The 25,295-nt window shown below is 36.7% G+C and carries 23 protein-coding genes; 12 read left to right on the forward strand and 11 right to left on the reverse strand.

Annotation, left to right across the window (positions count from 1 at the left end):
* The first annotated feature begins 25 nt into the window (after positions 1-25).
* From A3EM_RS0131420 to A3EM_RS0131430, 3 genes are all read left to right on the forward strand, one after another.
* Positions 26-1,360, forward strand: a complete 1,335-nt coding sequence (locus A3EM_RS0131420) for a saccharopine dehydrogenase family protein (protein WP_020532233.1) — start codon at positions 26-28, stop codon at positions 1,358-1,360.
* A 6-nt stretch (positions 1,361-1,366) separates the two neighbouring features.
* Positions 1,367-1,939 carry a hypothetical protein gene (locus tag A3EM_RS0131425; RefSeq protein ID WP_020532234.1) on the forward strand — a complete coding sequence of 191 codons (573 nt, stop codon included), beginning with the start codon at positions 1,367-1,369 and terminating at the stop codon, positions 1,937-1,939.
* A 76-nt stretch (positions 1,940-2,015) separates the two neighbouring features.
* Positions 2,016-2,309 carry a hypothetical protein gene (locus A3EM_RS0131430; protein WP_020532235.1) on the forward strand — a complete coding sequence of 98 codons (294 nt, stop codon included), beginning with the start codon at positions 2,016-2,018 and terminating at the stop codon, positions 2,307-2,309.
* Between the two features lie 14 nt (positions 2,310-2,323).
* Here A3EM_RS0131430 and A3EM_RS46455 read toward each other — a convergent pair whose 3' ends face one another.
* Positions 2,324-2,938, reverse strand: coding sequence for a DUF6134 family protein (locus tag A3EM_RS46455; RefSeq protein ID WP_157638186.1), 615 nt, complete (start codon positions 2,936-2,938; stop codon positions 2,324-2,326).
* A gap of 34 nt (positions 2,939-2,972) precedes the next feature.
* The gene (locus A3EM_RS0131440; protein WP_020532237.1) at positions 2,973-3,500 is read right to left on the reverse strand and encodes an RNA methyltransferase; all 528 of its coding nucleotides are present in this window, start codon (positions 3,498-3,500) and stop codon (positions 2,973-2,975) included.
* A gap of 59 nt (positions 3,501-3,559) precedes the next feature.
* Between A3EM_RS0131440 and A3EM_RS0131445 the strand changes: the two genes are divergently transcribed.
* The 5 genes from A3EM_RS0131445 to A3EM_RS0131470 all read left to right on the forward strand — a co-directional run bounded on the left by A3EM_RS0131445 (position 3,560) and on the right by A3EM_RS0131470 (position 10,445).
* Complete coding sequence (locus A3EM_RS0131445; RefSeq protein WP_020532238.1) at positions 3,560-4,084, forward strand: DUF4112 domain-containing protein; 525 nt, start codon at positions 3,560-3,562, stop codon at positions 4,082-4,084.
* Positions 4,085-4,338: 254 nt separating this feature from the next.
* A complete protein-coding gene (locus A3EM_RS0131450) occupies positions 4,339-4,752 on the forward strand; it encodes a hypothetical protein (protein WP_020532239.1) in 414 nt (137 codons plus the stop codon).
* 199 nt (positions 4,753-4,951) lie between these two features.
* A complete protein-coding gene (locus A3EM_RS0131455) occupies positions 4,952-5,881 on the forward strand; it encodes a polysaccharide deacetylase family protein (RefSeq protein ID WP_020532240.1) in 930 nt (309 codons plus the stop codon).
* Positions 5,882-6,547: 666 nt separating this feature from the next.
* Positions 6,548-9,361: a carbamoyl-phosphate synthase large subunit gene (carB, locus tag A3EM_RS0131465; RefSeq protein WP_020532242.1), complete on the forward strand. Its 2,814-nt coding sequence runs from the start codon at positions 6,548-6,550 to the stop codon at positions 9,359-9,361.
* 835 nt (positions 9,362-10,196) lie between these two features.
* Positions 10,197-10,445, forward strand: coding sequence for a DUF4834 family protein (locus A3EM_RS0131470; RefSeq protein ID WP_020532243.1), 249 nt, complete (start codon positions 10,197-10,199; stop codon positions 10,443-10,445).
* A gap of 183 nt (positions 10,446-10,628) precedes the next feature.
* Here A3EM_RS0131470 and A3EM_RS0131475 read toward each other — a convergent pair whose 3' ends face one another.
* The 7 genes from A3EM_RS0131475 to pruA all read right to left on the reverse strand — a co-directional run bounded on the left by A3EM_RS0131475 (position 10,629) and on the right by pruA (position 19,344).
* Entirely contained in the window at positions 10,629-11,792 is a 1,164-nt protein-coding gene (locus tag A3EM_RS0131475) for an AIR synthase related protein (protein ID WP_020532244.1), read from the reverse strand.
* Between the two features lie 97 nt (positions 11,793-11,889).
* A complete protein-coding gene (locus A3EM_RS0131480) occupies positions 11,890-12,561 on the reverse strand; it encodes a hypothetical protein (protein WP_157638187.1) in 672 nt (223 codons plus the stop codon).
* A 233-nt stretch (positions 12,562-12,794) separates the two neighbouring features.
* Positions 12,795-13,490, reverse strand: coding sequence for a 3'-5' exonuclease (locus A3EM_RS0131485; RefSeq protein WP_020532246.1), 696 nt, complete (start codon positions 13,488-13,490; stop codon positions 12,795-12,797).
* Positions 13,491-13,527: 37 nt separating this feature from the next.
* The gene (locus A3EM_RS0131490) at positions 13,528-15,468 is read right to left on the reverse strand and encodes a DUF294 nucleotidyltransferase-like domain-containing protein (protein WP_020532247.1); all 1,941 of its coding nucleotides are present in this window, start codon (positions 15,466-15,468) and stop codon (positions 13,528-13,530) included.
* Between the two features lie 113 nt (positions 15,469-15,581).
* Positions 15,582-16,928: a cell envelope integrity protein CreD gene (gene creD, locus A3EM_RS0131495; protein ID WP_020532248.1), complete on the reverse strand. Its 1,347-nt coding sequence runs from the start codon at positions 16,926-16,928 to the stop codon at positions 15,582-15,584.
* Positions 16,929-16,981: 53 nt separating this feature from the next.
* Positions 16,982-17,653 (reverse strand): tRNA (5-methylaminomethyl-2-thiouridine)(34)-methyltransferase MnmC2, encoded by a 672-nt coding sequence (gene mnmC2 / locus A3EM_RS0131500; RefSeq protein ID WP_020532249.1) that lies wholly within the window; start codon positions 17,651-17,653, stop codon positions 16,982-16,984.
* Between the two features lie 59 nt (positions 17,654-17,712).
* Entirely contained in the window at positions 17,713-19,344 is a 1,632-nt protein-coding gene (gene pruA, locus A3EM_RS0131505; protein WP_020532250.1) for an L-glutamate gamma-semialdehyde dehydrogenase, read from the reverse strand.
* 393 nt (positions 19,345-19,737) lie between these two features.
* Between pruA and A3EM_RS0131510 the strand changes: the two genes are divergently transcribed.
* The 4 genes from A3EM_RS0131510 (at position 19,738) to A3EM_RS0131530 (ending at position 23,957) form a co-directional block, all read left to right on the forward strand.
* On the forward strand, positions 19,738-20,517 hold the full coding sequence (locus A3EM_RS0131510) for a 3-keto-disaccharide hydrolase (RefSeq protein ID WP_020532251.1): 780 nt from the start codon (positions 19,738-19,740) through the stop codon (positions 20,515-20,517).
* A gap of 458 nt (positions 20,518-20,975) precedes the next feature.
* A complete protein-coding gene (locus A3EM_RS0131520; protein WP_020532253.1) occupies positions 20,976-22,274 on the forward strand; it encodes a MotA/TolQ/ExbB proton channel family protein in 1,299 nt (432 codons plus the stop codon).
* A gap of 54 nt (positions 22,275-22,328) precedes the next feature.
* Entirely contained in the window at positions 22,329-23,153 is an 825-nt protein-coding gene (locus A3EM_RS0131525) for an OmpA family protein (RefSeq protein WP_020532254.1), read from the forward strand.
* A gap of 30 nt (positions 23,154-23,183) precedes the next feature.
* Positions 23,184-23,957, forward strand: coding sequence for a bifunctional hydroxymethylpyrimidine kinase/phosphomethylpyrimidine kinase (locus A3EM_RS0131530; RefSeq protein ID WP_020532255.1), 774 nt, complete (start codon positions 23,184-23,186; stop codon positions 23,955-23,957).
* Between the two features lie 22 nt (positions 23,958-23,979).
* Here the strand turns inward: A3EM_RS0131530 and A3EM_RS0131535 are convergent, their stop codons facing one another.
* Positions 23,980-24,636 (reverse strand): hypothetical protein, encoded by a 657-nt coding sequence (locus A3EM_RS0131535; protein WP_020532256.1) that lies wholly within the window; start codon positions 24,634-24,636, stop codon positions 23,980-23,982.
* Positions 24,637-24,681: 45 nt separating this feature from the next.
* Positions 24,682-25,263 carry an RNA polymerase sigma factor gene (locus A3EM_RS0131540; RefSeq protein WP_026210699.1) on the reverse strand — a complete coding sequence of 194 codons (582 nt, stop codon included), beginning with the start codon at positions 25,261-25,263 and terminating at the stop codon, positions 24,682-24,684.
* Between the last annotated feature and the right edge of the window lie 32 nt (positions 25,264-25,295).

Here is a 25,295-nt window from a genome sequence, read left to right on the forward strand (position 1 = left end):
TATCCAGAGTTCAAAACAACAACACATGTCTAAAAAAATCTTTCTTATTGGAGCTGGGCGCTCAGCTTCTGTTCTCATAAAATATTTATTAGAACAAAGCCAGGTACATCAATGGCAGCTCACCATTGGGGATCAGGATACTGAAATGGTGAAAAGCAAAGTGGGGAGTGCCAATGTAAATATTATCAAATTCGATGTCAATAATGAGCAACAGCGAGAGCAGGAAATTCAGGATGTGGATTTGGTAATTTCCATGCTCCCAGCCAGATTTCATCCCATTGTAGCTACTTCTTGCTTAAAACACAAGAAACATCTGGTGACTGCCTCCTACGTTTCTCCTGAAATAAAAGCCATGGAAAAGGAAGCGAAAGAAAATGGCGTTTTATTATTAAATGAAATTGGACTGGACCCCGGCCTGGATCACCTTTCCGCTATGAAAGAAATTGATGAAATCAGGAATGGAGGTGGAAGAATGCTAAATTTTGAATCTTTTACAGGAGGGTTGGTTGCTCCGGAAAGTGACAATAATCCCTGGAATTATAAATTTACCTGGAATCCCCGGAATGTAGTTTTAGCAGGGCAGGGAACAGTGAAATTTATTCAGGAAGGACAGTTTAAATATATTCCCTATCACAGGCTTTTCCGAAGAACTGAAATCATTGAAATTGAGGGTTATGGAAGATTTGAAGGCTATGCCAACCGGGATTCCTTAAAATACCTGGACGTCTATAATCTTGGGGGAATTCCCACTATTTACAGAGGTACTTTGAGAAGACCCGGATTTTGCAGAGCCTGGGATGTTTTTGTGAAATTAGGCGCTACTGACGATTCCTACATTATGGAAGGTTCTGAAAATATGACCCACAGAGATTTTATAAATTCTTTTCTCAGTTACAATCCGCACGATTCGGTGGAATTGAAATTGATGCATTATCTGCACCTCGACCAGGATTCGCCAATTATTGAGAAATTACAATGGCTCGGGATTTTTGAGCATACAAAAGTAGGGCTGAAAAATGCTACACCAGCGCAGATCCTTCAACATATTTTAGAAAAGAAATGGACCTTGCAGCCTAACGACAAAGACATGATCGTCATGTGGCATCAGTTTATTTTTGAACAGAAAGGGATAAAACAGCGAAAAACTTCTTCCGTGGTGGTGATCGGGGATGATGCCGTAAATACAGCCATGGCAAAAACAGTTGGTTTGCCACTTGGCATTGCCACTAAGCTTATTCTTACCGACAAGATTAATCTCTCAGGTGTTCATATTCCCATCACCCCAGAGATTTACAATCCTGTTTTGGATGAACTATCCAGAAATGGTATTACATTTAGCCATAATTCAGCACCTGTATAACTAATTATGGATAAGGCAAAGAAAAGGTTTATTTATAAGGCTTTAGGAAAAGGTTTTTTGAGTTTCCTTTTTATTATCCTTATTTTCCTATTGGCAAAAACTTATATTAATGAATATCTCGAAGAGTTTTTTGAGCCCCTTTCTGATAAACCTTTTCTTGTGTATAGCCTTTTCTTTCTATCAGAAACATTTATGGGGCTTATTCCCCCGGAATTTTTCATGATTTGGGCATTGGAAGAAAATATCATTTTATTTATTGAGAAAATAATGCTACTTACCCTGATTTCCTATTTCGGAGGCATTCTGGCATTTGTAGCAGGAAAAACACTGAGCAATACTTTTTTAATGCAAAGAGTTTTAAAAAGCAATACCGCAAGAAAATACCTGAAATATTATGATGAATATGGAGGATTTCTTATCCTGATTTCCGCAGTCACCCCACTCCCCTTTGCCTTAGTCAGCACTTTATCCGGCTCTCTAAATTACAGTTATTTAAAGTACTTCAAGTTTGCAAGTGTGCGATTTATAAGGTTTGGCTTTTATGGCTGGATTATCTGGAGTGTAAATGTAATTTCCTGAAATTTTTTCAGCTCCGTAAATCCCTTACGGTTTCCGCCATTTATTTAGTAGCAGTCTTCACTAAAACAATTAAATTATGAACACTGCAATTAACACCCAGGAAAACACCGCACTAAATACTTTCAGAAATCTTTCTACCCCATTAAGAAGTCTGATCTCCATCAATGAAATTTTTGAGGTACTCAGGGAAAAGGCCAATTATTACAATACCTTAACCTACACTCAGAAATGTATTATCAATACCAGTAATATTGCCGGTACAGTTCAAAGAAGGTTGAGAAAAAAAAATATCAGGCTAACCAAAAACCTTGTGAAATCTATTTTAAAGGCAGAAGAACAATATTACCAAAACCTGACTACCATTTACTAAAAAAATCAGTAAGGCTACTTTTTTAACCTAAAGTAAAAGGTGGCAAGAGTATGATCAACTTTTACTTCCTTACAAATTCCATTTTCAAACGTATAAATATTTTTCTTTCCATCAGGAAGTGTGAGTTCATATACATGGGCCTCAATTTCCGAAATTGTAAGATATTCGGCAAACCGCTCGGAGAAAACCATAGTCTTCCCAACTGGTTCTTTAAAATACATTTTAGAAAGTGTATAGGCGATTTGGGATTTACTGAGGTAGGACTCTTTTTTATCTGTTTTCACTTTGTACCTGTGTTTTTCCCAGGTAATTTCAGTTGACTCTCTTTCCTTATCATTGGTCATATTACTGAAATCTGACCAGGTCAGGTAATCTTTTTCGAATTTACTATCATATTTAAACTGAATATTCAATTCAAACAAAAAGGAAATGACTACTTTGCTATCAATAGCATAAATCATTTCATCTCCTATCCTTTTTTGGGTGGCATTTAATTCCCCAATTTTGTTTTTCCCTTTGATTATATCATACTCCAGCTTAATATTTTCATCTGGCAGATATTTAAACCCGCCCAAAATGAAGAGAGTAGCAAAACCAACAAATAGTCTCAGGAATTTTGAATTTACCATTCCATTCATTTTAGATTAAAAAATTCTTCTGTTATTATAAAATTTGCCGAACCATATGCCACAGCACCACCCCAATACTCACCGAAATGTTTAAAGAATGCTTGGTGCCAAACTGTGGAATTTCCAGGCAAAAATCGGCATGGGGTAATACTTCATCCTCTACACCAAATGCCTCATTTCCAAAAACCAGTGCATATTTATCCCCGGTTTCCAACTGGAAATTCTCAAGAGAAACAGCACCTTCCACCTGCTCTATTACCGCTATTTTATAGCCCTCCTTTTTCAATTTCTCCAATGCGCCCACGGTAGTTTCAAAATGTTCCCAATCTACTGAATCAGTTGCTCCAAGTGCAGTTTTATTAATATCCCTGTGTGGAGGTTTTCCGGTGATTCCACATAAACAAATTTTTTCTACACAAAAAGCATCACCAGTTCTAAATGCCGAACCTACGTTATTCATACTACGCACATTATCCAACACTAAAACTATAGGATTTTTTTCTTTCGATTTGAATTCCTCTACAGAAATTCTCTCCAATTCGTGCATTTCCAGTTTTCTCATCTCCTTTCAGGTTATCTCAAAAATCAGCTAAATATAATTCACAATAATGAAGTTATTTAATGAAAATTCGTAAAATTGAAGAAAGGAAAATTAAAAACACAACTTTTGTGGATAAGCCAACTCAGGAAAATAATTTTCAGGAAATCAAATGGATTGAAAATATCACCAAAGTGATGGATAGTTCCTTCCGGTTTCCTGTGCTGGGTTTCAAATTCGGGCTTGATCCCATCCTGGGCCTCATTCCCGGAATTGGTGATTTTATTACTTTATGTATTTCTGGCTTGTTGGTCATTTCCTCAGTGAAATATAAAATAAGTGGAAAACTTGCCATTATGATGCTGGGCAATATTTTCCTTGATTTTCTTATTGGTTCAATTCCCTTCATTGGAGACCTGTTCGATTTTGCCTTCAAAGCCAACACCAGAAATTACAAATTGTTAAAAGACCACCTCGAAAAAGGGAAATACCAGGGTAGCGGAAAAAACATAATCTTAATCGTTGTTTTTGCATTTTTAGCATTGTTGTTTTTATGCCTTTTCATCAGTTGGCAAATCATAAAATTTATTGGAAACCTCTTCGGTTAGCCCGATCCGTTCGTGCCAGAAAAATTCCAATGATGACATATCTGTTCATTTCATGCCAAAAACCCGCCTTCAGAGACATTTATAAGCATTTTTGAAATTATGACTTTTCTTTTGTTTTCAGTGAATAAATTTTCTTCAATTCAATTTTGAATCCGAAGGTTTAGAGATCATCATTGTTATATACGGATGGTTAGCATGTTATATACGGATGGTTAGCACAATTTCTCCGGAACGATTGAAAAACCCTGATACTCATGAAAAATCTAAAATTTGTATTACCCTTCATTTTATTAATTTTCTCTTTTGCCGTCCAGGCACAGAAAATGAGTGTAAAAGATGGCATTAAATTAACGCTGGAAGATTACAATATCGAATTGAAAGCAGGAGAAACCCAGGAGAAAGAAATAAAAGTATTAGCCTCAAAATTCTACAAAAAAGCAGATTTTAGTCTAAAAATCGGATCTCTTCCGGAAGGGCTAAATGTGAAGGTGATTACTCCAATCTCCTTTGAAACACCAGCAAAAATAGAAATCAGTGCGGAAAAGGAAATTGCTGCCGGAATTTATACAGTCATGATTGAAGGAGAAGGAAAAGATGGGGCAAAAGTAAGGACACTGGCCTTAGCCTTAAAAGTATTGGCAGGATCAAACCTGTCATCTATAGAATAGTAATTGTGAATACCAATCAAAATTTTAAAAATACCTAACAATCATCTGGATTTCCTCATAAGTCTTTCAGATTAATCCTTAAAACCGGACATGATTTTGTTCGGTTTTTTTTATTCCACAAAAGGAAAAATTTTACCTGTTTCTAAATTTTCATAACGTAACTTTAAGTTGATTTTAAACATTTAAACTTTCAACTCAAATGAAAATCCTGCTTAGTGTCTTATTAATTGCTATTTTTACCAACGCTATCGCTCAAAAAAAGCAAGTTTGTATCACCGTAGATGATTTGCCCACTGTTCCTTATGCCCTTCAAAGCAAGGATCATGATTTGGAAATAACTCAAAAATTGATTGATACATTCACCAAAAACAGCATTCCTGCCATTGGGTATGTAAATGAAAGGAAATTATATCCGAACGGAAAACTGAATCAATCCAAAGTTGAATTATTGGAATTATGGTTGGAAAATGGACTGGAATTTGGCAACCATACTTACTCACACCTGAACTACCACAAAGTTACTTTCCAGGAATTCACCGAGGATATTATAAAAGGTGAAAAAGTAACTAAGAAACTGGCCAAAAAATATAACACGAAAGTAAAGTATTTCCGGCATCCTTATTTGAGAAGTGGGTTGGATAAAGAACATACTGATTCCCTGAAAAAATTCCTCGCGGAAAATAATTATACTGAAGCTCCAGTCACTATCGATAATGAGGATTATCTCTTCGCCAAGGCTTATAGCATGGCTTATAAAAATCAGGATTCTGAACTCATGAAACGCATTGGGGAAAACTATATCGATTACATGGAGGAGAAATTAATATTCTACGAAAACATGTCAACCAATTTATTTGGCAGAAATATAGCACAAACTTTACTGGTCCATGCCAGTTTACTCAATGCACATTATATGGATGAATTGGTGGAAATGTTTCAAAAACACCAGTATGAATTTGTATCCCAGGAAACTGTACTTACTGACACGGCCTATCAGGAAGAAGTAACAAAATTCGGAGACTGGGGAATCTCCTGGCTGGACAGGTGGGCATTAAGCAAAGGGAAAAGAGGTGATTTTTTCAAAGGTGATCCCGTTACTCCTGAATTCATTTTGGAAATGAATAAATAAAGAAAAGTGGGCATCAAGGATACCCACTTTTACCATTACGAAAACTAAAAACCCAAACTATAAATTCCTATTTCTTTAATTTTCCCAAAATCTCATTAAGAGCATGTTTAAATTTTAACTGTTTCGCTGCAAACGCCCATTTATGAAACCTCACTTCAAAATAAAATTTCCAAATAGCGCTGCTATTCAAAAATTTTCTTTTTTCGTGAGAACTCAAAACTGGACGTTTTCGCTTGAAAACCTAAATTTTAAACACGCTCTAACTCAAATTCACTGACCTCATATTTATTTTCTTCTATTTGAAACTCAATTATTACCTCATCTTTTTCTTACACAACAAATATGCAGGAAGAATACAGATTAGGACAATTCAAAGAAGTAATCAGGAAGATTACAGGAGCCAGAGGGAATTAATAATATTCGAATGGAATAAAATGATAGAATTTTATTCTATCATTATTTTTTTTGTAAAATTTTAAAATAAAAAACCATTATTACCCATACAAAACCAGCAATCAACTTTTTCCTTTAACACCCCTTTATTTTTACTTATATCAGGATTTACACTTTAATTCACTTATTGGCTTTTAAAAGCAAATCTTACCTCCTACCTTTGCAGACAATTTGGGCTTACCCCAATTTGTAAATACAAATTCATTCCAGAATATGCCGAGAAATAAAGAATTAAAATCAGTTTTAATTATAGGAAGTGGACCAATCATTATTGGTCAGGCTTGCGAATTCGATTATTCAGGGTCACAAGCTGCCAGATCATTGAGAGAAGAAGGGATTGAAGTTACCTTAATTAACTCGAATCCTGCAACTATCATGACAGACAGTGTAACTGCTGATAATATTTACCTCAAGCCTCTCGAGAAAAAATACATTATTGAAATCCTCAAAAAGCATAAAATTGATGCAGTGCTACCCACCATGGGAGGACAAACTGCATTAAACCTCGCTATTGATTGCCAGGAAGCAGGAATTTGGGAAGATTTTGGAGTTGAAATCATCGGTGTAGATATCAATGCTATACAAACTACGGAAGACAGAGAGCTATTCAGAAAGAAAATGCTTGAGTTGAACGTAAATGTATGCGAAGGGCGAACTGCAAAATCATTTTTAGAAGGAAAAGAAATTGCCCAGGAAATTGGATTCCCGTTGGTTATCCGTCCTTCCTTCACGCTTGGAGGCTACGGTGGCGGATTTGTACATAATAAAGAAGAATTTGAAACCGCTCTTACCAGAGGTTTACATGCCAGTCCTGTTCATGAAGTACTCATTGAGCAAAGTATTTTAGGATGGAAAGAATATGAGTTGGAGTTATTGAGAGATGGAGCTGGAAATGTGATCATTATCTGCTCAATTGAGAATTTCGATCCTATGGGTGTGCATACTGGTGACTCTATTACAGTTGCACCTGCCATGACCCTTCCAGATACCGTTTACCAACACATGCGGGACCTTGCCATTAAAATGATGAATGGTATTGGTAAATTTGCCGGAGGTTGTAATGTGCAGTTTGCCGTTAACCCGGAAGACGATTCAATTGTGGGAATTGAAATCAACCCAAGGGTTTCTAGATCTTCGGCTCTGGCCTCAAAAGCAACAGGATATCCTATTGCAAAAATTGCCGCCAAATTAGCCATAGGATATAACCTTGACGAACTTAAAAATGCAATTACAGGAAGTACTTCTGCATTCTTCGAACCTACACTTGATTATGTAATTGTAAAAATACCAAGATGGAATTTCGACAAATTTGTTGGAGCTGACAGAAAATTAGGACTTCAGATGAAGGCCGTGGGAGAGGTAATGGGAATTGGTAGAAATTTCCAGGAAGCCCTGCAAAAAGCCTGTCAGTCACTGGAAATTAACAGAAATGGAATGGGAGCCGATGGCAGGGAATGGACCAAACAGGAACAAATCCTTGATTCATTGGAGCACCCGAGCTGGGACAGAATTTTCAGAATATATGATGCGCTAAAACTGGGTATTTCCAGAAAAACCATTTTCAAACTTACCAAGATTGACAAGTGGTTCCTGAACCAAATTGAAGAACTGGTTCATTTGGAGCAGGAAATAAAAGGATATACCCTGGAAAGTATTCCGGAAGAATTGATGCGATTGGCAAAGCAAAAAGGATATGCCGACAGGCAAATTGCTCACCTGCTTCATTGCCTGGAAAGCGAAGTTTATAATAAAAGGAAATCTATGGGAATCAACAGGGTGTGGAAACTTGTTGATACCTGTGCAGCAGAATTTGAAGCACAAACGCCATATTATTATTCTGCTTTCGATGAAGAGAATGAATCAGTTTCTTCTGACAAAAAGAAAATCATTGTATTAGGAGCAGGACCAAACAGAATTGGTCAGGGAATTGAATTTGACTATTGTTGTGTGCATGGTGTGCTAGCCGCAAAAGAAGCTGGTTACGAAACCATTATGATCAACTGTAACCCTGAAACTGTTTCCACAGATTTTGATATTTCTGATAAATTATATTTTGAGCCGGTATTCTGGGAGCATATCTATGAAATAATTGAACATGAAAAACCAGAAGGTGTAATTGTTCAGCTTGGAGGACAAACCGCTCTTAAACTTGCTGAAAAACTGGAAAGATATGGCGTGAAGATTATCGGTACCAGTTATAAAGCGCTGGACCTTGCTGAAGACAGAGGAAGTTTCTCCGATTTATTGAAGAAAAATGACATTCCTTATCCAGAGTTTGGTGTAGCAGAAAATGCTGATGAAGCACTTGAAGCTTGCAAGGAAATCGGCTTCCCTCTATTGGTAAGACCTTCTTACGTGCTTGGAGGACAAAGCATGAAGATTGTGATCAATGAGGAAGAATTGGAAGAGCATGTGGTAGATATATTAAAGAAAATACCTAACAACCGAATTCTGTTAGATCATTTCCTTGATGGGGCAATCGAAGCTGAAGCAGATGCCATTTGTGATGGAGAAAATGTTTACATCATCGGTATCATGCAGCACATTGAGCCTGCCGGAATTCACTCTGGTGACTCTTATGCCGTATTACCTCCATACAACCTTGGGGACTTAATCATCCATCAGATTGAGGATTATACCCGAAAAATCGCCCTGGCGCTTGATACGGTAGGTCTTTTGAATATACAATTTGCCATAAAAGACGACAAAGTATATATCATTGAGGCTAATCCAAGAGCATCCCGAACTGTTCCTTTCATTTGTAAAGCCTATGGTGAGCCGTATGTAAATTACGCAACTAAGGTGATGTTGGGAGATAAGAAGGTTACTGATTTTGATTTTAAACCAACCAAAAAAGGTTATGCCATTAAAATCCCGGTATTCTCTTTTAACAAATTCCCTAATGTAAACAAACAATTAGGTCCGGAAATGAAATCTACTGGTGAAGCCATCTATTTCATAGATGATTTAAGAGATGAGTTTTTCTATCAAATTTACTCTGAAAGAAACTTATACTTAAGTAGATAGGTTAGAAAGGAGATGGATAATTGTATAAAAAAGCCTGCTGATTTTAAATCGGCAGGCTTTTTTATTTTTTTACTTTGAAGTCAGAATTTATTTAATAAAACTTGAAGCACCAGTGCTCCACAACGGGTGCTCCACACCGTATTCAATTATTTCCGAGAAAAAGTAATCTCACTATCAGTCTTTTATAGCAAAGTAATACACAGTTAATGTTGAATTACTACTTATTTCAATGTTTTACAATAGAAGGAATTTTATACTAATAAATATATAGAATTATTATGGTCATTGTTTCCAGATAAAAAACGAACGGCTGCGGCCGACCGTCAAAAAATCAAGAAAATCTTAGCCCGCAGTGGAGCTGTTCCTCTCTTATGTCCATAGCACCTCCCCGCCAGATTTTCGTTCTCACCCGAATTAACTCTTTAATTCTCAAACCTTTATATTTTAATTTTAAAAATGTAAATATGCTTTTAATTGCTTTTGCTTAAAAAATAATGTTTAAAGGAAAATGTCTTCAAAATAGTGTGGACTAATGTGAAAGGTACTGAAAATCTATCTCTAGTCCTTAGTGGGAAAACTTTCCAGATCATGAATTTTTTTTCTTGGAAAACCTCTTTGAAGACAGAGATTTTTTCGTTCTTTTTCATCGAATGGAAAAAGGAAAAAACACCTAATTATCCCAAAATGTTATTCAAATAAGTGATGTTCTATGTTAGAACTCCATTATTTTAAGGTTAAAATTTAGATTATAAATAAATCATCCTTTAAAAAAAGCTTTCGCCACCATGCTGGTCTCAGCTAATTAATAGATATTTGTAAAAAAGCACAAGTAATTATGTTTTTCAAATTTTTAATTATTTCCATTTTAGTTATTTACATAGTCGCCAGATTCTGGGGATTTATTTATAGAGTGGCGGGCTGGTTTTCCGGGAAAGATGTACATCAACAAGAATTTAAACGACAAAGAAGAAAACAACAATTTCATACCAAGCGGGAAAATGGAATGGAAATTCATATTCCCAATAAGAAAAGAAATTCTTTCGATAAAGGAGATTATGTGGATTTTGAAGAAGTGAAGGATTAAGTTCTGGAATCTTTTAATAACATCCATATCAAGCAATTACAAACAGTGAATTTTGATTTACTATTAATATTAAATTCACAGAAACCAAAAAAGCAGCTTTAGAGCTGCTTTTTTGGTAATTATCTAAAAGAATATTTTTCTAACTTTAAGGCATCAGGACTGGAAAAACCCATCGTAAGTTTTTCAGTAAACAAACTCTCCAAACTCACTTTTCACCGTTACCTTTTTTCCTTCTGAAGCCTCCACTCTTCCTATAACCTGGGCTTCTACCCCAAACCTTTCAGAGATATCAATAATATCTTCAGCAATTTCCTCATTCACATAAATTTCCATTCGGTGTCCCATATTAAAAACCTTATACATTTCACTCCAGGAAGTATTACTTTCCTCCTGAATAATCCTGAATAATGGAGGACAGGGAAACAAATTATCTTTAATAATATGCAGGTCATCCACAAAATGAAGTACTTTAGTTTGTGCTCCACCGCTGCAATGTACCATCCCATTAATTTCTGACCTGAACTCATCCAACAATTTTTTAATAATTGGTGCATAAGTTCTGGTTGGGGACAAAACTAATTTGCCCAAATCAACAGGCACTTCATTAATCTTCTCAGTCAGTTTCCTAGTACCAGAATAAACCAGGTCTGAAGGTACATTAGGGTCAAAACTTTCAGGATATTTTTCAGCCAAATATTTCCCAAATACATCATGTCGGGCAGAAGTTAAGCCATTACTACCCATTCCCCCATTGTATTCCGTTTCGTAATTAGCCTTGCCATAGGAAGCCAGTCCCACAATCACATCACCTGCCTGGATATTGGCATTGTCAATCACATCCTTCCTTTTCATTCTGGAAGTGACCGTACAGTCCACAATGATGGTTCTTACCAAATCTCCAACATCAGCAGTTTCCCCCCCTGTACTATAAATAGGCAAACCAAAGCCTCTTAGCATTTCCAAAATCTCTTCAGTGCCATTGATAATAGCCGAAATTACTTCTCCGGGAATCAGATTTTTATTTCTGCCAATGGTAGAAGATACCAGCATTTCATTTGTCGCTCCCACACAAAGCAGATCATCCACATTCATAATGATGGCATCCTGGGCAATTCCTTTCCACACCGAAATGTCACCGGTTTCTTTCCAATACATGTAGGCAAGTGATGATTTTGTTCCAGCTCCATCCGCATGCATCACACAACAATGATCCTCAGAACCACTCAAAAAATCAGGCACAATTTTGCAAAATGCTTTTGGGAAAAGCCCTTTATCAATGTTTTTGATTGCCTGATGAATATCTTCTTTTGAAGCGGAAACGCCTCTTTGATTGTATCTTTCGTCCATGCCGCAAAAATAGGAAGATTACCTGAATTTCAACCCAGCAACACTTCCTTATTCTTAAAATATTTTAATTGAAAAAATCCACTAACAATTGCAACTTTTAAGGTTGAGTGGCCACCACTTCTTGCTGAAGATTATCTTCATCGAACATAGTATGCACTTCAGGCTTGTAAAATCCTACACTTACGATTTTGGGCTCCCAATCTCCATTGACTTTCTCTGCTTTAACGGTCGCCACACGCTGGCTTTTTTCATAAGGTTTATCAATAGTAATGTTTTGACTTCTGAATTCGCTTTCAAAATAAATGGCCAAAAACACATATTCATTTTCAATCACTTCCGATGGCTGTATATTGGTAAAGGAAATGGTTGCTTCATCCAATTTATCATAAAAAAGATCAAGGTCATTGAGATATCGCTCAACCTTCACATTCTTTTCCTCTGCCGACCCATTGGTATAACCAGGATCAATATCATCTTCAATAATCACATCGGCATCCTGAAAAATTTGAGAATTGCTACTTGTATAACTTTTTTTAATAATTTCTTTTCGCTTTTCCTTAGCTAATTCAGGATCAGAAATTTGATTCATCAGTTGTTCAAAACTCTTTATAAAAGTGGCAGATTTCAACTGAATACTATCTTTATCTGCCTCCGTAAGTTGTGTAGATTTTGCCGAGGATAATTTGATTTTCACAGGGGTCTTTTTTTCCTTTTCGCAGGAAACCAAAATAAATAAACTACTAAGTATCACTAAAAATAACTTTCGCATAATATTCTAATTCCAATGAATAATTTGATAATAAGAGACTAGAAAAATTTTAGTGCATCAAATACACTAAAAAAAACCGTGACAAAAATGTAAAAGAAGTTTAGTTATGATGGTAAAAAAACAACCCAAGGGCCCAATCCAAAAATAAAGGGTTTGTATTTAAATTTATCAAAAAAAATAAAAGTTCAAAAGAAAATTATGCAGTTATTAATTGAGTTTCAATCAAAATTTATTTAACAATAATCCGCAATAGTTTTTAGTCCTCTTCTTCTGCCCAGTTTCATTAATTTTAAAAACAATACTGCTGTTAAATAGGCATCACCAGCACTATTATGTCTTTCAAAAACAGGAACATGATGTTTTTCACAAAGTTTATCCAGGGAATAATTTGCCTTATTAGACAGAGGTTTTTCAATTTTCCCCTCTTCCAGTCTTTGAGCAAGCCAGGCAGTATCAATACTTTTATTCCACAACTTAATTTGAAAATGTCTTTTTAGTGCTTTATTGATCATGGCAACATCAAATGCACTATGATGAGCCACTAAAATACTTCCCTCAATAAATTGCAGGAATTGTTTCAATACTTCGGACTCTTCCATACCTTCATCCAACTCTTTTTTTAAAATTCCATGGATTTTAATTCCCTCAGCTTTAAGTCCAACATGCTGTTTTACCTTCCATTCCGCAGATTCTCCAACATTTATCCTTCCCGCTTTAATTCTCACTGCCCCAATGGAAATAATTCTGTCTTTAAGGGTATCCAATCCGGTGGTCTCGGTATCAAACACCACAAGATGAGCCTTTTCAATATTACTTCTGGTATTCTCCTTTTTCTGGCCTTTAAAATAATTACAAATAAAAGCAGGCATTTCTCCATCCTCACACTTCCTTTCCACCCTCCTCCTCCGGAAATAATCCAATAATTTCATGATCTATTTTTAAGGAAAACTACTCTTTTACCAAAACTCACCTCAACAAGTCAGTTTGAAACCTCACTCGAATCAAAGTCTGAAACTCCCCAATAGTTTTAAAAATATGCTTCAGGTTCTGCCTTTCCAACTTATTCAAATTTCCAATATCAATATACCTTCCCGAATTATTATTTCTCAGTCCATGTAAGGCCCTAAGTCTCACCAACATGCCATATGCCATTTTCAATTCCTCAAAAAGTCCTGCCTGATTTTCCTCTAAACGGGCAAGCGCATCCAGTCTTTCCATGGTACTTTCTGCCCGAATTTCATCATAATAAGCCAAAATTCTTGCACCATCAGAAATTGGCATCATTGCCCTGGCTTTTATATCAAATTCATTCAGGTGTTCCCCTTTCTTTTCAACTACAAAGTTTCTGAACAAACTCAATGGTGGAGGATTTTGAAGCGCATTTCCCGCAAAGAAATTCAAAAAAGATTTTGCCATTTTTATCAAAGCAAAAACATGGGATTTTAAATCTTCAGCAAGTGCTTTTTCCCCCTGTACAGCTCTGAAATCGAAAAAAATATTCGCATGCATTAAAGCATTTGGATCAGGTTCTAAAATCCACTCATTGAAATAAGTTTTCCATTGCTTCAGGGAAACACACCACCTGGGATTACTCGCCATTATTTCACCAGGACATTTCTGAAAGCCACATTTTACCAATATGTCCACCACATTTTTCCCAAGTTCCTGAAAGTAAGAAGCCACAGATTCATCCTCATGAGGATTGAAAAAAAGTAAGGCATTGTCCAGGTCCGTTCTTAGCAATTGTTCTTTTCTGCCTTCACTACCAAGAGAAAGCCAGCAATAATCTTCTGATGGTGTAGCTAGTCCCTTATCTGCCAATTCATTTTTTGCCAAATCAATGGCCCGTGCAATGAGTGCATCATTCACCTCAGTGATAAAACTGGTCACAAACCCCACAGAAATTTCCTGTTTGAGGTAATTTGTCAACAATTTTTCCACTTTGTCCCTGGTCAGTTTCAAGGTCGAAACATCAGTAGCTTGTTGAATTTCCTTGATCAAAGCCAATGGATTATTTCCCAAAGCCACTACTATATCCCTTTCCGAAATAATGCCTGTTACCTTGCTTTGAGCCGAACCATCTTCAGTCACTACAAAATGCCGGATTTTATGTTTTCCCATCGCTAAAATTAAACTGGAAATGGTGGGGTTTTCGGAAATAGTTATTGCAGGAGCACTCATGCAATTTGCAATTATATCCTGATTGACATCAAGGTTTTCACCCACCACTTTTCTTCTAAAATCGGCATCGGTAATAACACCTACAGGTTTTTGGGCTTTATCCGTTACTACAAGTGAGCCAATTTGGTGCTGGTTCATTAAACTTGCAGCATCCCTAATGGAAGTTTCCGGCAAACAGGTTATAACAGTTTTTTTAGAATTAATAAGCTGGAAATCGCTATAACCAGCCCTGGGATTTAATTGATCCGAATTAATTTCACCACGCCATGTAGTAAATTCTTGTAGCTTTTCGGCACGCATAATCAGTTTTTCGGCAAAGTGAGTAGCGACAAACAATGCCAGTTGCTGGTGCCTTGCCAACAAATCAGCTATAATATGAAAAGGACACAAATAAAGTAAAACATCCTCTTTAGCCCTGCAGGAGGTAGCATAAGCACCTTTTGCTAAAAAAGCCCTTAGCCCGATGATATCTCCTTCTCCCACTACATCCACCAAAACCTCTTCCCCACTTTGAGTTTTTTGCACTAAATCCACCGCTCCCTTTTGGACTATGAAAAACTCCTTTTCAGGAGACATTCCTTCCACAAAAATCATCTCACCTTCTTCAAAATACTGCACTTTTAAATGCTGACAAAGTCCCCTTAAATCTACCTCACCCAAAAAACTAAAAGGTTGAAATCTCTCTAAAAAATGAATGGCATTCGCAAGGATTACTTCTGATGGCATGATTTGTTTTTTTGTTGATTGTAATAACCTCCCCCTAGCCCCCTCAATGAGGGGGAAATAATTTCTACCCTTCTGGAAGGGTTAGTGAAGTGTAACCTTGAGTTTAAAAACCATTACTCCGAAGAATCACTATTGTAATTATACCAGTCGATATTTCGGGATAGATACATAATCACTCCCAGAATGATAAATAAACCTATACTTCCTATCAGTAGGGAATAATCCTGAAGTTGAATAATCACATAAATAAAACCATAAAGCATGATTAAAATACCCAGCAGGATTTTCGTAAGCAGGTTATCTTTAAAAATGAAATAAGAATAAGCTGTAATCATCCCGATAATGGCAATACTCGCCACCAGATAAGCAGGACCAAAACTGATATGTTCTGACAGTGCTAACAACAAGGTGAAAAATAGGCATAAGGCCAAACCAACAATGAGGTATTGAATTGGGTGTATTTTTATTCTGGTTTTTATTTGTGAAAAGAAATAGATTAAAAAAGTAAGGGAAATGAACATCACTGCATATTTCACTGACCTCATATTCTTTTGATATTCATCCACTGGCATGATCAGGCTTACTCCAAAATCAGACAAACTTACATTTCCCAGTGCATCTGTAAATTCTTGCGGATAGTTTCTGTTTAAATGCAGTATTTCCCAGTTTGCTGTAAAACCAGAATTATTCACCTCTCTGTTATCAGGTAAAAAAGCTCCATCAAATTTAGGCTCTGACCAAATTGAAGTTACATTTACTTTGGTTACTTTCCCAAGAGGTGTGAACCCGATGCCACTACTTCCATTAAAGTTTAGATTTACTTTAAATTTATATTGCGTCAAAGTATCATTCACGGGAACAGTGGTACTAATACCTGAACGAACCACGTCATTATCTTTCACCCCCGGATCGAATTCCAGTTCCAGATTATTCCAATTGATATGCACATCATTTTGGATACTGCGCAAATCACTCAAGCCCAGTGAAATAGTTGCCTGATCCCATTCAACATTTTGTTGATCAATATTTAATTTTTTAAAATTTGGACGATCGAAAAACCCATCAATATCTAAATCACAATTGTAAAGCACTACCTCATAAATCCCCCTGTAGCGCTTTTCGGGTTTAATATCCCCGGAAATATTCAGGGTGGTGGGTAAAAAATGAGCAACATGTTTAGCCTTTATAATTTTCTCAGTTCCATCGTCATTTTTTACAGAACTAAAAGTATGATAGGGGATGTTTAAGACAATGGCTGTAACCGTTTGATGTTCCCCCCACTTTTGACTCACTTCATAAATTACTTCCTGTTGGTAAATCTCCCTTTCCCGGATTAAATCCTCCACCATGGAAACAGGAATAAGCAGGATGAGTACAAGAAAAGCAATGGTAAAAACTTTCAGTCCAACCGAGGTCCTTACCCATTCATTAATTCGATCAAAAAATGATTTATTTTCCATTATAAAGTCAAGATAATTTCAATAGGAAATAAATGCAAATTTCAATTTCTCGACTATACTTTCACTCCCCTAGTCATTTCCCGTTTTCCCGGAGGACCAGGCACTTTTTCTACGGCTAACCCAAGGGATTTTAAATCTCTGCGAAACTGCCCCATGGCACAATAAGTCACTAAAGTACCTCCTTTTTTCATGGGCTTTGTGGCCTGAGCCAAAAAATCAGCAGTCCACATTTCAGGTTGCTTTCTCGGACCAAAGGCATCGAAATAAACCAAATCGAATAACTGGTCAGTTTCATAATTTTCCAGACTGGTTTCCAGTTTCGTCAGGGTGAAATTTGGGGTAACTTCCACTGCTTTTGCCCAATCGGCCTTATGCAATACTTCATACTTTTCCTGCAAAGTTTTTGGGAAATAAGATTTATAATTCAACTCATCGATCAATTTCATTTCCAATGGATAAAGCTCCAGCGTAACATAATTGATTTTTGTTTTGATTGTTTCAGCTTTTTCCAAAGTCAGAATGGCATTTAAGCCTGTACCAAAACCTACCTCAAGTATATTAATTTCCTCCTGCCCCGAATAAATAAAATCCAGTCCTTCCTGAATAAATACATGTCGGGATTCAGTTATGGCTCCATGAGAACTATGATAAGTTTCATCCAACTGTGGATTATACAAACTACTTGAACCATCCCCTGTGGTAATTACTTCAATTTTATCTTTCATAATTTTAATAAAAAAAGTGGCAAAAACGATTATGCTTTCCTGCCACTTTTACTTACTTATTATTCTTCCCCTAAAAATGGATATTTATAATCCGTTGGGGGGACAAATGTTTCTTTTATGGTTCTTGGGGAAACCCATCTCAGGAGATTCAACATAGAACCTGCTTTGTCATTTGTCCCAGAAGCTCTGGAGCCTCCAAATGGCTGTTGACCTACAACAGCTCCGGTTGGCTTATCATTAATATAGAAATTACCAGCCGCATGTTTCAGCTTTTTAGTCGCCAATTCTATTGCGTATCTGTCTTTAGAGAAAATTGCCCCGGTTAGTGCATAAGGAGAAGTATTATTTACCATGTAAATAGCCTCTTCAAAAAACTCGGTATCATACACATAGACTGTAAGTACCGGCCCAAAAATCTCCTCACACATGGTAGTGTACTGATTGTCCTCTGCTTTCAGGATAGTGGGTTCTACAAAATATCCCTTCGATTTATCATAATTGCCACCAGCTACCACTTCCACCAATGGAGAAGCCTTAGCCTCATCTATATATGTGGCAATTTTATCGAAGGATCTTTCATCGATTACAGCTGTTACGAAATTGGTGAAATCCTCTGGTCCGCCCATTTTTATTTCTTCCAGGTCAGCCAGCATATATTTTTTTACATCCTCCCAAATATTGGCCGGGATATAAGCCCTTGATGCTGCAGAACATTTTTGTCCCTGAAATTCAAATGCTCCTCTTATCAAACCTGTAGCGACTTCTTGAGGATCAGCAGATTTATGCGCCAAAACAAAATCCTTTCCACCGGTTTCCCCCACAATTCTGGGATAGGTTTTGTATTTATGGATATTGTTCCCAATGGTTTTCCACAATTGCTGGAAAACTCCGGTACTTCCTGTAAAATGCAATCCGGCAAAATCAGGGTGATTGAAAATAACTTCTCCGGCAACTGGCCCATCTACATAAATCAGGTTAATTACACCGTCAGGCACACCAGCTTCCTTAAAAACTTCCATCAATACTCTGGCAGAATAGATTTGGGTATAGCTCGGTTTCCAAACTACGGTATTTCCCATTAAAGCAGGAGCAGCAGGTAAATTTCCGGCAATGGCTGTAAAGTTGAATGGGGTAATGGCAAATACGAAGCCTTCCAGTGGCCTTTGTTCCAGCCTGTTCCAGATTCCGGGCGCAGATTGAGGTTGTTCACTATAAATCTGGGTCATGTATTGCACATTAAACCGCAGAAAATCTATAATTTCACATGCGGAGTCAATTTCTGCCTGAAAAACTGTTTTGGATTGCCCCAACATGGTAGCGGCATTTATTTCCGCTCTGTAAGGACCCGCTATTAAATCAGCAGCTTTTAAGAAAATAGCCGCTCTTTGTTCCCAGGCCATTTCTTCCCAGGCATCTTTAGCACCCAAAGCCGCATTTACGGCCTGCTCTACATGGCTGGCATCTCCCTCTGAAAAATACCCCAAAATATGCTGATGATCGTGCGGAGGTGACATTGGTAATTTTCGGTCGGTTTTAATTTCCTCACCCCCTATATACATGGGGACATCCAATTGTTTTCCCCTCAATTCAGCCAGTTTTGCCTTTATTTCTTTCTTTTCTTTACTTCCCGGAGCATAGCTCAATACGGGTTCATTTACCGGTTCAGGAACATTGAAAAATCCAGTGCTCATAATGATGTAATTTGTGTTTATTGAATTTTGTTATTGATTAAATGTGTGTTCTTTGCAAAGATATTTAAAATAAAGAAGGGATTTTCAAAATATGGCAACGATTTGCAGAAGAGCGAGCGAACAACTACCTGATTTTAAATAACTAAAACTTTAATCCCATGCTTCAGTGGTTGGACAGAAGTAACGATCTCATCATATACCTTAACTGATTGATGTTGAGGTGAAGGATCTCAATATTAAAAAAGTACAGGTACTTACTTTTCCTTAAATAATTTCTACATAAATTTAGGCCACAAAACATATTACTAAAGGAACAAAAAGGATGGTCCTAATTAAAAAAATAGAGTGCGCCAATCAACACATAGTTCCGAAAAACTTTAATAATACCTGAATATGAAATTAAAAAAAATTAAACTAACCCGCCTTTCCGCTATAGTTGCCGGACTATTCCTAACTATCAGTGCCTCAGCTCAGGTTGGTGTAGGGACAAAAGCTCCCAAAGATGCCAAAGTACTTTTTGATGGATCCAAAAAATCACTTCATAAAAACTGGACTTACTGGGAAGGGCCAAGGCTCGCTGCAGAACTTCCTATAAAATGGGAGATTGTGAAAGACCCGGTGGACAAGGGAACAGCTATGGATAGCAATGATCCCGCTGCAGCTGGAGGAGTTTACGGAGCAGCTGATATTGTAACCAAGAAAAAATATAAAGACTTCAGGTTACATGTTGAATTTTTCATAAAAGATGAAGGTGGAAACAGTGGAGTTTATTTGCAAAACCGATATGAAATTCAGGTGTTGGACGGAGATAAAACCAAACATGGAATGGGAGCAGTAATTAATGAAACAGAGTCTCCTTATGAACTTTACAATGGATTAGGAAAATGGAATTCCTATGATATTGTCTTCCGGGCAGCCAGGTTTGAAGATGGAGAAAGATCAGAAAAAGCAATGGTCACTTTATATTTTAATGGGAAAAAAGCCCATACCAATCAAACCATTAACCAGGTTTGGGGAGGAGAAAACTCAGGACTTGATGGCGGAAATGATGGCGGAAAAGGCATTACTGATCAGCCAGGAGGGATCAAATTACAAGCAGAAGGACACCATGTGTTGTATAGAAATATTTGGATTAAGGAATTAGAATTGGATGAAGCCGATACTGATTTTTAATTAAACACTAATGTTCGACAAAATTAAGTGACAGATTTTTACGTCTTAATTTTCACAAATGTCCAGTTGTAAGCATCTAAAATTTCCCCAAATTTTCAATTTGAATAGATTTGGGGAAATTTTATTTTTAGCACTTTTTTTAGGAATTGAGTATCAGGAGGTTTGCTCTAATTCTCCAAACTTTTAGACCTCAATTATCGTAAGTCACTGTGAATCAATATCAATTTGGTATGATTTAGGCAGGTATTACAAAAATTATTTTTTTATCTAGGCTTTTGGGATTAAATTATTCTTATATTTAATCAAACTTAATTTTTTATACTTATTCAGAGCATCGATTTTACATTATTACCTTACATTTTAGCCTGTTTTAACTTACAAAAAGCCTCCTTTTTTGGAGGAAACCTTAACGATATTAGCATTTTTTTCAAAGAACTTAAGACCAAATTTTTTTAATTATGAATTTATCTGATCCTTTTTTTTGGATTGAATTGGGTATTATTATCATCATTGTGGTAACCCAGTTATCAGTGTATTTCAGGAATATCTCTACTATTAATGGCCTGAAAAAAATATTTCCAGCAGGCCACAAACTTACCCTTGATTTCCTATCAGGGAAACCTAAGGAATCAACCACAGACGCAGAAAAAGATCCTGCTGTTGCTGAGGCACAAAAAGTTGCCCTTATTCAGAAAGATGGTAATTACAGTGAAGAGTTTCTGGAAATAATTGATTCAACGAATGATTACATTCTGAGAAACAAAGGAGCTGCAGGATATGCAGGTTTGGAAAATATTGCCGAAAGGAAAACGAAATCCATAGAGGACGGCATTGAGCAGATTATTGCCCTGCCACTTTACCTTGGTTTATTGGGAACTTTCACGGGGGTAATTATTGGTCTGATCAAAATTGCCATTTCCAATGTAAGTGATGCTGCCATTCAATCTTTTATTGGTGGAGTTTTAATAGGAATGGTGGCCTCAGCTTTTGGTTTGTTTTTAACTGTACTCAGCAACCAGGCCTACAAAACAGCCAAAAAGCAAAAAGACAGAGACTTATACGACTACCTCAATTTTGTGCGCTTAAACCTTGTTCCCCAATCGTACAAATCTATGCCTACAGACATGAAGGCATTAAAATATAACCTGGCAGCCTTTACTAATGAATTCACCAATTATCAGCAAAGTCTGACTTCAGCTCTTGGCGATACTTTAAGTAGATTCGAAGACTTACAAACTGTTTTTGAATATATAAAAGGGCTTGAACCCGGGCTAAAAAGTGTAGGCCAGTTCATTAGAAATAATAATGATTTGGTAGAAAAACAGGCCGATAGCATTGATGCAGTCACCAGGAAAACACTTTCCCTCACACACGAAATTGGGGACAATCTGGAAAAAATGGATTCCAGAATAAACAAACTGGAAGCCTATAGCAATGGCGCCTCAGATGCCGTAGTCACTGCTACTCCGGTAGGAACTGCTACTACCCTTGATACTGATGAACTGGTAAGGGTAAATAAATCTCTGTTGGCGAAAATGGAAAGTACTGAAGCCTCCAGCCAGTTAATTGCCACCAACCTGAAAAATGTTTACGATTTTCTGCAGAGGTCATCATCTGAAAATGAAGAAAGTAAGGGAGGGTTTCTCAATTCCTTCTCTTTTAAGCTATTCACCACATTGGGCATTATTACATTTGCCATCGGGATTGGAATAGGCATTTGGTATATCATTAATGACATTTTCCCACTGTATATGTAGGAATAAGTAGTTGGGCAGAATTAAATAAATTTAATTAAGCGCTTAAAATTTATTATGAAAGACAGTTCAAAAAATATATTCTGGGCAAGTTATGCCGATTTGATGACCGCTCTTTTTATCATCACATTGGTGCTGTTTGTGCTCAGTTATAAAATGTTTAAAGACAAGGCCACGGGGTTGGAAATTCTGAAAGAGGAACTTTCTGTGAGAGGTGTGCAATTGGCCAATAGTGAGGCAGAAGTGGAAGACCTAAGGGGCTATCTTGTTTCCCAAAGAGCACTGGCGGATACACTTATCAAGCAATTAGATGCGGAAAGGGGCCGACTAATTGTAATGGAGGAAGAATACCGAAAACTAAGGGAAATGGAAGAAGCAATTTCCCGACTCGATCCGTTGTATTTTGAATATCAGCCAGAATACAAAAGACATATTCTAAAATCACAGGTTCAGTTTCCTACGGGTAAATCCTATATTGGAGAGCAATATCACGATTTGCTTTATCATGCAGGTTTGGAGCTCAAACGCCTCATTGACAGTCTGGATGTGACTGATAATATTAAATATATGCTGGTTTTGGAAGGAAGTGCTTCTAAGGATAATTATGCCAAGAACTATCAACTGAGTTATGACAGGGCACTGGAATTATACAATTTGTGGAAAAAACAAGGAATTAATTTCGACCCTGATATCATTGAAGTCATTATCTCTGGAAGTGGAACAGGTGGAGTTGGAAGAGTTGTGGGAAATGAAAAACTAAACCAGCGATTTATCATCCAGATTATTCCAAAAGTGGGTACTTTCGATATGGTAGATTGGGAAAAATTGGATGAGATCAGCAATCAACTTTCAGATGAAAAGGAAGAGGAGGCTGAGAATTAGGAAAAAACCAATATCGGTTCGATATAATTCATGTCATCACAAAAAGTTTTAGCTATCAATAGTCTGCCTGCCATAGGAAATGCAGGATTAAAAATGGTCATGAGCATACTGGGTACGGATGTCATTCCCGTACCCAGTTTGGTACTTTCCGGCATTGGCAGTGTAAAAGGTTTTCAAAAGTTTTCCATTCCCTTTGATGAGTTATTAGATAGTACTTTACAATTGGCCATGGAACAATCTGAATCCCTGATTTTATATGTTGGCTATTTAAAGGATGCTTCACAAATTGATCTCATTCGGGAAGCTATACTAAAATACAGGTCTATTTTCAAATACATTGTCATTGATCCGGTTTGTGGAGATCATGGAAAAGCCTATGTACCTGAACCGATTATCCATAATTGGGGGAAACTTTTGCAACTTGCAGATTTTGCTCTGCCCAATATTACAGAAATTGCTTTAATCCTGAATAAAACATATAGCCCTTTAGCCAAGGATCAAGACCAATTTATTGAGGAATTTGGAACAAAATTTCCCCAGCTCGAATTTGTAGTGACCAGTTTGGAAAATGGTGATTATCTTACCAACCGGTTAGTCACCAAACCTGAAACCAAAGACTTCCCTCAAAAGAAAATCCCGGCAAATTTTGGAGGATCGGGAGATGCATTTGCCAGTTATTTTTTAGCTGCACACTTTTTCGATCATCAATCAGTAGAAGAAGCCATTCAACAAGCTGGGGAAAAAGTATCGGAAAACATTGCCTTTACTATTTCAAAAGGATCGAGGTTTTTGCTGTTGGGGTAAAACAGTAAACAAAATACCCTGTTTATATTCCTTTAGCCTGAAATTCCATAAAAGTGCTGTCCTCTTCCATGGTGATACCCACAGTTCCTTCATAAAAATCTTTCTGGATCTGGAAATCTAAAAATGGATCTTCTTCAAACCTTTCAGCAAATTCATCTGAATACATTTCCTCTTCCTCTATATTTTGAGTAACATAAACTGGTTTTTCTACCACAATTTCTTTTTCCAAATAGACTGTATCAATTTGTCTGTTAACCTGAAAAACTGTATCTGTCCGAATAACTATTTTCGGGTCTAATTCTTCTTTCTGCACCGATTTCTGATTCAGAAGAAGGAAAAAACCTAAAACAATCATAGCCGCAATTCCTATCCGATAAAGGGGTACAGGATATCTCATCAAAGTATTTAAATTGGTATCTATACCCTTTAATGATTGATTTCGAAGAGAAAATTCACCAGAAAGGCTTTTGTAAATTTCTGGAGAAGGAACAATAGAACGTTCTTCATCCAAAACATTTTTCCCTTCCAAAAGCAATTTCCGCATTCCGTCAAAATTTTCCTGCGAACCTGCCCAAACCATTGCATTTTTCCTTTCCTCCTCGGATAATTCACTGAAAGGACATTTCAGTAACAATACTTCTAACTTTTCATAATTTTTTATCCCGTCTAGGTTTTCCATATCTATATAGAATAAATGGTTTTAAAAACTATAAGGTACTAATACTCAATTCACCGGAGAAAAATTCTTAAGTAATTCTGCTAATTTTCTCGAAGCATAATACAATCTTGACTTCACAGTTCCTTCAGAGCATTCCAGAATTTCAGCAATTTCCAGAATAGATAGGTTTTCTTTATATCTAAAAATGAAGACCGCTTTTTGATTGTCATTTAGTTTTTCCAAAGCCATATTAAATTGCTTTTTAAATAAATTTTGCTCAAAATCAAATTGCCATTCCGAATCATACCATAGTTTTTCATGATCTGTTTCCAGGGCAATTTCATTTCTATTGATCTTTCTTCTGTATTCATTTTTACACATATTATGAGCCACCGAAAAAATCCAGGTGGAGAACTTCTTTCCTTGTTGAAAAGCCTCGGGTTTTTCAATTATCTTTATAAAAATCTCCTGCAAAAAATCCTGGGATTTCGGCTCATCCTGCCATAGCATTTTATAAAAATAGAATAACAACCGCTTACTGTAACGTTTGTAGAGCTCCTCAAAGGACGATTTATCTCCCTTTTTGAGTAGCTCCATCAACGATTCATCAGATTTTTTCCGGTAATTTTTACCGAGCCATCTTTTCACTACTATTTTGGTTTTCAGTTAGTATTTAGGCC

The sequence above is a fragment of the Flexithrix dorotheae DSM 6795 genome (genome assembly GCF_000379765.1).
In the GTDB taxonomy this organism is placed as follows: Bacteria; Bacteroidota; Bacteroidia; order Cytophagales; family Flammeovirgaceae; genus Flexithrix; species Flexithrix dorotheae.